The following is a 10,762-nucleotide window of genomic DNA, read 5'->3' as shown; positions in this document are numbered from 1 at the left end:
GGAAACATTTATGTGAGAGAAAAACATCACCATTATTTTGGGCTGATATAGACAGCTTTGGCGTGGAATTTGCAACTAAAAGAACTGAACCTAAATGACAATTTGCGCACCTCCCCCGCGCGTATTCATTTATAAAAGACTCGATCCTTTAGAAATCATAACTGTCAAAAGCATCATCTTGCCTTAAACACTTTCGGACAAGGTTGGCAAAAGAGAAGCAAATTGGATAAGCTGAGTTGCTCTGGCAAATTGCGTGACACAGCGAATGAGGCCAAGCAGAGAGCGGTGTCACGTGAACACAAGCAAAATCAAGCTAAACAAAACACAAGGCTTAAAACTCAGTAAAACCTAGTAAAACAACTGGTGAACAATTCAAGAGGGATATTCCATTAAAGTAGAAATGGCATCAAGCTTTCCAGCGAGTGCCATTACGAATCAATTACCTATAACGTTGAGTATAAGAAACGTAAGTGATTTCGAAGCACTTATCTGTCAATTTACACTGAGCCAAATTTGCGATTAGACACAAATTTAAAGTTTTAAAACAAACCGTCAAATCGCAGATTTGGCGGAGCTGATTAAATGTGCAAAAGCTTCGTAAACCACTAAGCCACTTATGTTTTTTATACATTGTTAGCGGTTTGTTGTTTTTTGAACAAGGGATTAATCAATTTAAATATCATATTTATTAGAAGCAAAACACTGACAAATAATATAATGAAACCATTAATCATCATTGGGTCAGCTTCTTTGAAAAACAACTTAGAAAATTGTCCACTACCACCCATAAAAAATATTACAATGAAAAATAAATAGATGTGGTTTTTGTTCACTTTGAGTTTTATATCTTTCTCTTCTATGAGTTGCTCGGAAACCAAAGTATTTCTCACAGTATCTACTTGATTTTTCTCAAGAACTAAAGATCTCACCTTCAGTCGACCTGACTCCCTGTGTGAAATTAAAACAACATTATTATAGAATTTATTTTGTAACCTTATCCGAGTAACATTCTCCATTTTTATTAATGATGAACCAGAAGTGAATAGTATTGAATAAAATGCCACAACTAAGAACATAAATGCAAAAGCACCTGCGTATATTGCTAATCCAAAATTACCTATGTTATAACCAATGAATGCCAAGGTGGTAAATATTGGTATACCAATAAAAAACACCATTAATGTTTTAAATATGTTACTAACTGACTTACCATAATCCTCAACTAAATCACTGACTTCTTCCGTTTTAGTCAATAATAATTTATTGTTATAAATATGCAAGTATTCATATCTAGTTTTAACTGTCTTTCTCAGGGTTTCTTTATCACTATCCCAATAAATTAATTCATCAGGTGTTATATTTAACACAGACGATATTCTCTTTAGGGTTTCTCCTGTTGGTTCTGATTCTCCATTTTCAACCCGTTGAACTGTTCTCAATGATAGTCCTGATTCTTTAGCTAAATCTTCTTGGGATAAACCTTTTCGTTTTCGTAATTCCTTTACTCCTTGTGCCAACTTTTCCTTTTCCATATATTATCTTTTGATGACAAAAATAAATCAAATCGAATAGGATTCGTGTATTTACATTATGTCATCTTTACGTCATTTGTCCTTTTACTGGAGTGTTTGTCGCAATAACCGCTAACGGTGAGTGTATGATTTCGTATGGGATTGCGAGCTTCAAACCTATCAAGTTACCACCAAGATTTAAGCGGGTGACAAAGCTCGAAAACCTCCGAAACCCATATGAATTATACATATTGTTAGGGCATCGTACTTTCTACTTGCTCAGTTAATAATTTTTCAAAATATATCTTTGCCACATTTTCATTATAATTGCTACCCAACCCATTTTTAACAGCTGTTTTTAAAGCACTAGACTTGCCTATATGTTCAATTATGTATGGTCTGTTAAAAGATAATATCCAATTCACATTAAACTTTGAGTAATCAAATTTATCAGGTTTTAAAATCCACTTAAACATTTCTGAATCTATACTACTATATATGTCATTAATAGAATCCATATCAAATAATTGATTTTCATATATTAGGTTGACATAGAAATGAAGCTGATTCCACACAGAAAAACTTTTGATCTTATCTGGAAAACCATCATTATTAATTTCATAATCAGGAAATCCCTTACATACTAAATACAAATTTTCAACATACTTATCAAGTATATAAGATTCCTTTCTAAGTTCCCAGACCCCCCATTTGTATGCATATTGAATTAATTCATTTTTATTAAGAGATGGCTTGATTAATGTTAAGTATTTAGTTTGTTGTTCCTTGTTTAACAGACGGAAAAATGGTGCTATTTTATTTTTATCCTGACATAGCAACAATTGAATATAAAAATCCTCACCTAATATCTGCTCTTTGCTTTGTTTATTAATAATAGCGTCACATATTGGTTCAACTAAACTGTTTACCCCAATACATTTAGAAATAATATAGTTAAGTAATCGAATTGTATTTTGCTCATTAAAAGAATTTATATATTCTACTGAAAATAAAGAAAAATATGAATGTGAATCATGGTATTCGTAGATAGAATTTACTTCTAAATAATTAAGAATTTTATCTAGTACTTCATTGAGTTGACTTTTACTTAGATCAATCTTAGTAAACAAAATGAGAAAATTATTTAGAGACCTAACCATTTTGCCTTTAAACAAATCAGAATCTTTTAATGCTCTATTGTATAATTTGTTATTATTTATTTTTCTTGAAAAGAAAGTGTTAATCTCATAACCAGATGTAATGAATAAGTCAAATGATTCCAAAATATTATTAAGCGTTTTTTCATTGTTTTCAAATTTTAAGGTCTTAACATCATAAGTTTTTAAATGTGATACTAACTCCTTAGTATTACCAAGAGTAATAAATATAATTATAAATAATTCAGAGAATTCTGGTAATTTTTGTTTGTATTCAATGTTTGTAGAATAGCTCACTAACATGGATTCTAAATACCTATTTGCTAAATCTATGAAATACTTGTATTCTTCATTAAACAAAGAATTGTTTTTGTAGAAATTCCACAAAATATAAAATGTTGTTTCTGTCTCATGCCAAAACGCAGGCCCCGTTGAATAGTAATTACCATCTTTATATTTTGTGTAAGTATCTATTATCGTAGAATAATTCCTTCCAATTATTATTCTGGAACTTTCAAACAATTTATTTTCTTTAATAGAAACTAAGGCTTCTTTAATAGAAATATCTATTGGTAACTCAAATAAAATTTTGTCTAGATCTATTTTTTTAATTTTAATTCTAATGTCTTCTAATTCATTTTCGTTTAAATCCATTATATCCCAACTTCGCATAAATGGATAAAGCAACGTTTGATTATACGATGCAATAAAAAATGAGACATATTCTTTCTTTCTCCAAGATTTTGATTTCACTTCTTCTAAAGTGAAATAAGCTTTGGCAAATTGTCCCAATTTTTGAAACCCCCAAGCCTCTTCAAAACCAATATTCTGGTTTGTACTTTTACAAATTGCTTTACTTGCAGTAGAGTATAGTTCTTGTAAAAGATTACCTATTTCAAACCGTCCAAATAAACACTTTGGACAATTACAATTTTCATTATTTTCAACATGAAATTTAATATATGAGGGAGAAGTATCATTTTTACGACCTACTGCAAAAACACCACTTGAGCAGAGTAAATTAAGTGCTTTGTGTAATTCTTTCTTTTCGGGTTTTATAGTATTATCATTGATCGATTTTAAAACAATATTACCCATATCTCCTTTTTCATCTTTTAAAAAAGATAGTAAATCTTCATTTAAAGTTTCAATAGCAGGATAATTATAACTTGCCGAAGTATTCAATTCATATTGCGCTTTCTTCTGAAGCTTGAAAGGTGAAATTTTTTCTATAACACTGAGCGGAATTGCACCTAATTCTTTAAATCTCAATACCGAGTTAATTAATTGATCTTTAACGTTTAAATTCTCAATAGTATCTGAAAACACATCAAACTCTTCTATTGTTTTTAAGAATTTATAGGCTTTCTGACCAGTTGGACTAAGTTCCTTAAGCTGAATATTCTCCTCGTCTGAGGTTATGCCTTCAAAGTATTTATTGAATGGTAAATCTTCGTATTCGACTATAATCAATCCTTTCTTCTCTAATTTTCTTTTACGTTCCTTGTATTTTTTATCTTTCGTGTCTTGAATTATAAAAAGGTAAGGTGGTTGATTGTCCTCTTTTAGAATATTTTTAACCGAATTGGTAATATGCTCAAGATTTGGATCAGTAAATGAAAACCCAACAAATAATACTAATTTAGAAGCAAATATCCCTTTTATAAACCCTTCAATAAGAGGGAAGTTTTCCGAATATTGCTCGTAATCTTTTTCTTTTAAAACGATATTTCTTTCATCAAAGTCTCCGTGCATTTTCACAAACAAAGAACTTCCATTGGAATAAGGTAAATCTGTATCTTTTTTAATAACTGAATACCTATAACTTTTTTGTTCAAAAATTTGTTCAAAATGGGAGTCGTAATTTGTAGAAATAATATGATGTGGTTGCAATTCAACAATTTTCTGATGTATAGGGTTGTACTTTGTAATACCGTGCTTCAATATTTCTTGTACTCTTGAATTGTATTCTTTCTTTCCTCTTGAGTCATAATACAATTGACCTACCTTCAGAAAATCTTCTTCATCACCGTCTATTCCTGCTTTTAATTCTTGAATAAGCTGCCACCAACCTGGAACTCCCGAATCAATTGACACTCCAGCTCCAGTGAATATAACAAGTTTACCATTTTTCTTTGCTTCAACAATATTCTTCAGACTTTCTCTTAGTTTGTTGGAGAAATTAGGAGTCTGAAAGGGAGTTTCTGTTTTGAAAATGAAGTTTTGGTTAGTAACCCAATTGTCTTTCTTGGCAAGTAATTCTTCTTCGCTTAACCAAACAATATTATTCCATACCCCTTCATTACTTGGTAGTTTCTGATCAATACATTCTATTTGCTCATTTGATAAAATATACTCATATGATGTCGCATAAGGGTCATTTTTACTTGTTTTAAAAAGACGAGGAGGTTTTTCAAAATCTATTTTTTCATTCTTGTCGTTTATTTCTCGTAAGCCAAAGTAACTTATGATTTTATTTTTAAAATCCGTAAACCTGAATCTATCTCCTATAGCATTACTTTTATAATCAAAAAACTTGTATTCAGAACCTTCCTTTAATACTAGATAATCAAATTTATTTGAATCCTTATTTGAGAAATAATTAGATTTAGCTACTATCTGTTTTTTAATTATTGCAATACTTAAATGATTCATTGATTTTATATTTAGAATATCATTATTAATGAATAATAGGTGCTATTTGTATGTGCCCTAACGGTCTTGCTAAGTTTCGTGGGCGATTTCAAAGAATCATCCTTTCAAACCGCTAAAGAAGCAAGCCGATTTAATTAACTTATTTATGTTTTAACAAACCAATTGAATTGGCATGCTGGTGTTTATTAATTGCACTAAACTTTCAAACAGCTCATCAACGCCCATGATAATTTAGCTTTTGTTGTAGGTAGTACGTTGTTAATCAGTCCTGATTTCGTATTTTTTCACATGGTCATTTTCCACCCATATTAATAACCACTCACTATCTATACGCATGAGACTTCTCTCTGGGCCTAAATAATATATCATGTCTCTACCAGAACTTAAAAAATAACCACAATTTGTTAATGGTTCTCCTAGTAAATCAATCACTTCGTTTTCCAACAAGCTATCTAGTTGTTTTTTTTCGATTAAATCGTCAATTAATTCTACCCTTTTACTTTCGTTTATTTTCCAATCTTCTGAGTTGAATGTTCTATTTGGTGTGTTTGATTCATAAAACATTGTAAACACAAGAATGAATGGATAAATTGAAAATAGAAATAATGAAGAAATTATCAAGGTGATCCAAAATTCAATTTTTTTGAATGGTGATACGGCTTTATATACCAACTTAACAAACAAGTAAGAGGCTACTAAACAGCTAATAGTAATAATCACTAATATTTTTATCTCAAGATTCATATTTTGATCTTAAAGTATTACCTACAACGGTCTTGCTAAGTTTCGTGGGCGATTTTAAAGAGTTGATTTTTCAAACCGCTAAAGAAGCAAGCCGAATAAATTTACTTTATTAGTTTCTGAGCAAGACAAATTGATTTGGCTTGCTGGTGCTTATTAATTGAACTAAACTTTCAAACTGCAAATCAGCGCCCATGAAATTTAGCTTTTGTTACCAACTGGGCTTCTATTATTTAATTTGAGATATAGTTTCTCTTTCTAACGACAGCAATGTCTTCATTTACAAATTGATTAACCAAATTTCTGTCTTCTGTATTTTTAGTGCTTTCGATTAATAATATTTGTCTTATTGTCTGCCTTAAAGTATTTAAAAGATGGTTTTGCTGAACTTCTACTCCTCTTTGCTGCTTGATGTATCTTTCTGTTATATAACTACATGATTCTTTGCATCCCTTCAATTCATCCCTTACACAACCACCACCATGTACTGCACAATTTCTATGGTTATACCAAACAGATAAAAGAGCTTCAGATTTCTTATCAATCTCTGGAATTGAAGTGATAAGTAGATTATTAATATTATTACCATCCATTATTTTGTAATCGCGAATAAGCTCACGTACATAATCTTTCTTACCTGGCTTTTGTTTTTGTGTTAAAGATGTGAGTTTTATACCGTCTAAATCCACTTTGTGTAAACGCTTAATGCTATATTTTTTTGATTCGGCTAGTGTTTCTAAAACTGACCAATACTTTGTAAATGCGAATTCTATATTGGTCTCAATCGAAGCTTGATTAAATAATGAAATACATAATTGAAGGAAACTATCTTCTCTAGAAGAATCTGCTATGGCATTATTTAAAAATGGATTTTCACCAAAAATATCACCACACATTATATTTCCAACATAGTCAAGCTGTGAGAATGTTAAGAATTGTTTTTCGGTTTGTTTGTTTCTTACTGCAACTGCTTGTATTTCACCGAAACAATTTCTAGTAATAGAATATGCATTTAATATAACCTCCAGTTCAGATATAACTAAATTTACAGCGTCATCATGTGTTGTTGAATACACTCTGGGAAATTCAAAAACAACTTGTGGGTTAGGTGAGTACAGTATGTCTTTTCGAACCTCTTTATCTTCAAATTTCTGCCAAGTACTTGGCAGTAAACATTTATTAATATGTTCTAATAAATCATTATTAGTTGAAGGAATATAAGGCTTTACTTTACAACTTTTGAACTGAGAAATTGAAGATAGATATACATCTTTGCATAATACAATTACCTCGTAAGTTGAATTTTCTTTTTCATTTTGAGTACCAAGTATAAGAGATTTCTCTCTTTCTTCGAATATGTTATTAACGTATTCTTTTATTGCTTTCGATGTATAATTTGCATTGTCATTAGAAATGAGAAAGTAAGGTGAAAAGAATTCATTATCAGCAAACGGATCGAAAAGTAAAGGATGGTGCATATCATACTTTTGGGAATCTGATTTGCTTATTGGATATTTTTCTGCTGTTAATTTTGAAATATAGTAAACTCCAATGTTTGGAATTTTCACAGTGACTTTAAATTTATTATTCCCAGTATTTATTAATGGCAACATAAATTGACCAATTGCCAATTCATTAAGTTTAAATATTCTATGAATTGTTACATTCAAAAAATTGCAATCTCTCGAATTTTCATAAATGATTTCAAATTCAATTGATTCATCTGAATTCCATGTTGCCTTAATTGGGTTTAAAGATATTTTACTCATTCCTGATGCATTATTTTACTATTAGCTCTATAATTCAATAATTATCATTAGTCTCCTACTTAAATTGAGGAATTGCCTTGTTGGTAACGGTCTTGCTAAGTTGCGGCGGTCTTTTTCGCGCCGACTTAAATTATTTACATAAAACTAATCAAAATAAATTATGTTTCAAATAGGAATGAGATTCCGCTGCAATTTAGCTTTTGTTACAACTCGTAAAAAAACATTCACATGTGAGAGCAGACTTAATTAATAATCAGGTCTAAAAGAAAGGCTTTGGCATAGAAATTTGCTTGTTCTAATTAACACACCCACTTACAAAAAAGCACAGAGATTAACTGATAATTTGCTTGAGCTCATATTCATTGAAGAGTTTCGAAAAACAGACGGTTATTAATCTAGAATCCGATCATGATAAACGCCAGGCTCACAAGTACACCCGCACGACATTCGCAAAAGAACTGCAAATTGGATGGGACTAAGGATTTAATGCAAATTTTATGACAAAGTGTAAAGCCTGAACAGGGCGGCGCTTCACGGGATTGCAAGCTAAAGCTCGGGAGAATAAAAATGATGAAGTTGATTAAGCTAAAACCTCTGTAAAAAAAACAAAGGCTACAAGCTTACTTGCGAGAACACAAAAGAGATAGATTTTACTTTCAACAAAAGGAAAATCACATTAATCTATCTCTTTTGATTATGAGTTGTAACGGTCTTGCTAAGTTTCGTGGCGATTTCAAAGAGTTACTTTATCAAAAACCAAGTAAGCAAGCCGGATAAATTTATAATTTTATGCAAACCCATTTAATTGGCTTGCTGGTGTTTATTAATTGAACCAACTCTCAAGCTACTCGTCAGCGCCCATGAAATTTAGCTTTTGTTAGCAACTGCCATCACCATCTTTATATTATTTATTATCCCATCAATATCTTCTCCATTGATGACGGATTCATCGATTATAGCAAGATATTCATTAAGCGAAAAACTGTTCTGGATAATTTCTTTCTTTGTTTGATTCAAAATTGTCAAAAACTCTGCAGGCATTAGAGGTAATCTTTTTGCAACGATTAAATCTAGTAAATTCGTAATATTGAAAAACGAATTTGATCTACATTTAATAAAGTAAAGCGTTTTAAAAAAATCGCATGAACTCTTAAGTTCCAGTTGATAAACAACTTTAATTAGTTCGATGTTTTGAATTGATTCTTCTATCTCATTTATAGGAACTTTCATATAAGCCAAAAACTTAATAGATTCAGCTCTTTCTAAGCTTCCTAACATACTATATTTGGTGTTCCTTTTTGAAATTCGACTAAGTTGTTTATAAGTATGTTTATGATTCTTAAGATCAATATATGATGCAGCGGTAGTCAGTTCTGTTTCAACTTTCATTGAAAGTTTTATAGTTGATAAATAAAAGATGATAACATTAACTGAGACATAGAAACCAACAAATAATTTTGACGTATAGCTATCCCATGTTATTGTGAAAATAGTCAAGACACCTAACATAAATGATAATAATGTTTCAGCATAATTGTTGTTCTTAGAATATATTAAAATCGAAACGAATGAAATTAATATACAAAGCCCAAATGTCATTTTTTTTTCGGATTGAGTAAACATTATCAATCCGAAAGTTAGCAGCGCCATAAAAATCAGAAAAATTAAAGGATGCTGTCTCAAGAGTCTTCCTAAAACATTTTTAAAGGCTATAATAACTTCTTTCAAACTTTTTCCTATTCCTTCTGCCATGCTAAGTTTTAATTTTGGTTGTTGCTAACGGGCTTGCTAAGTTTCGTGGGCGATTTCAAAGAGTAATCTTATCAATGCGCCAAAGAAGCAAGCCTATTAAATTTATAATTTTAAGCAAACCCATTTAATTGGCTTGCTGGTGATTATTAATTGTACTAAGCTTCAAACTGCGCATCGCCGCCCATGAAATTTAGCTTTTGTTAGCGGTTGTTATTTCAATTTTTTAATAACACTTATGACCTTATCAATTTCACTATGTTTATAATATGATATAAGATCACCATTCTTGTCAACCAATATCATCGAAGGGAAATCTACAACTAAATATCTTTCATTAAAGTTTCTTCCATTGGGAATTATCTCCCGTTTATAAGTACTCTCTCCAATTTGTTCTTTAATTTCTTTAGTTGAACTTTCTGTTACAACAATTCCCTCAATAGATACAAGTTTCTGTAATTCAAAAACTAATTCATTAAATTCATTAAGCGTTTTTTTATTAAAGAATGGTTTCAAGAATGATAACTGGAATTGTATCAAAATATACCGATCATTTAACTCTTCAGATTTAAGAGTTCTATTCGTAATTGACTTCATGACAAAAGGAGGAAACGATTCTCCATTTTGAGCTCGTTTAGAAATATCGCGCGTCTGAAAACTATCCTTCCTGAATGGATCAACTAAACGTGATTCAATTTCCCCATACTTGTCAATAACTTGTTCAAGAACAATGTTCGGGTTAGCTTTATGTAAGTTATGGAATTCACTTTTACTGATTTTTTCCCCTGTATGTTTGTTATAAACCTTGTTGAAATCAATTATGCTTTTAGAAGTTACTCCTCTTGTCTGAGAAAATGTGTAATTGCTCAAGAAGAACAATGCTATTAATAAGAAAGTATGTTTTTTCATTGTAGTGTTATTTTAATTACCGCTAACGGGCTGCGCTAAGTGGCGTAGGTTCCTTACTGGTTTTATGTTTCAAATTTTATAAAAGGCAAGGTAGCTATTTTTGTAATTACATTTAACTATAACAATTCTAAAATAGATAGCTTGCCGCGCTCATTAAAAGCACAGATGTTCAATAAGCTCCAACTCGCCTTTGCCATTTAGCGTTTGTTACAAGTTGTTGAAAACTTTCATGTGGGAGAAAAACATCACCATTCCTTTTGGGCTGAAATAG

6 protein-coding genes are annotated in these 10,762 nt (G+C 30.7%); all 6 read right to left on the bottom strand.

The window, feature by feature from the left end:
* Positions 1-623 precede the first annotated feature (623 nt).
* The 6 genes from ACXR6G_RS19990 to ACXR6G_RS19965 all read right to left on the bottom strand — a co-directional run bounded on the left by ACXR6G_RS19990 (position 624) and on the right by ACXR6G_RS19965 (position 10,491).
* Positions 624-1,532 (bottom strand): helix-turn-helix domain-containing protein, encoded by a 909-nt coding sequence (locus tag ACXR6G_RS19990; protein WP_458363226.1) that lies wholly within the window; start codon positions 1,530-1,532, stop codon positions 624-626.
* 233 nt (positions 1,533-1,765) lie between these two features.
* Positions 1,766-5,323 (bottom strand): SIR2 family protein, encoded by a 3,558-nt coding sequence (locus ACXR6G_RS19985; protein WP_458363225.1) that lies wholly within the window; start codon positions 5,321-5,323, stop codon positions 1,766-1,768.
* Positions 5,324-5,581: 258 nt separating this feature from the next.
* Entirely contained in the window at positions 5,582-6,067 is a 486-nt protein-coding gene (locus ACXR6G_RS19980; RefSeq protein WP_458363224.1) for a hypothetical protein, read from the bottom strand.
* A gap of 230 nt (positions 6,068-6,297) precedes the next feature.
* Complete coding sequence (locus ACXR6G_RS19975; protein WP_458363223.1) at positions 6,298-7,833, bottom strand: hypothetical protein; 1,536 nt, start codon at positions 7,831-7,833, stop codon at positions 6,298-6,300.
* An 867-nt stretch (positions 7,834-8,700) separates the two neighbouring features.
* A complete protein-coding gene (locus ACXR6G_RS19970) occupies positions 8,701-9,585 on the bottom strand; it encodes a hypothetical protein (RefSeq protein WP_458363222.1) in 885 nt (294 codons plus the stop codon).
* Between the two features lie 210 nt (positions 9,586-9,795).
* Positions 9,796-10,491, bottom strand: a complete 696-nt coding sequence (locus tag ACXR6G_RS19965) for a hypothetical protein (protein WP_458363221.1) — start codon at positions 10,489-10,491, stop codon at positions 9,796-9,798.
* Positions 10,492-10,762: the final 271 nt, after the last annotated feature.

The sequence above is a fragment of the Ancylomarina sp. YFZ004 genome (assembly GCF_054254355.1).
The sequence above is the reverse complement of the archived record's forward strand: the minus strand, read 5'-3'. Positions and strand labels throughout refer to the sequence as shown.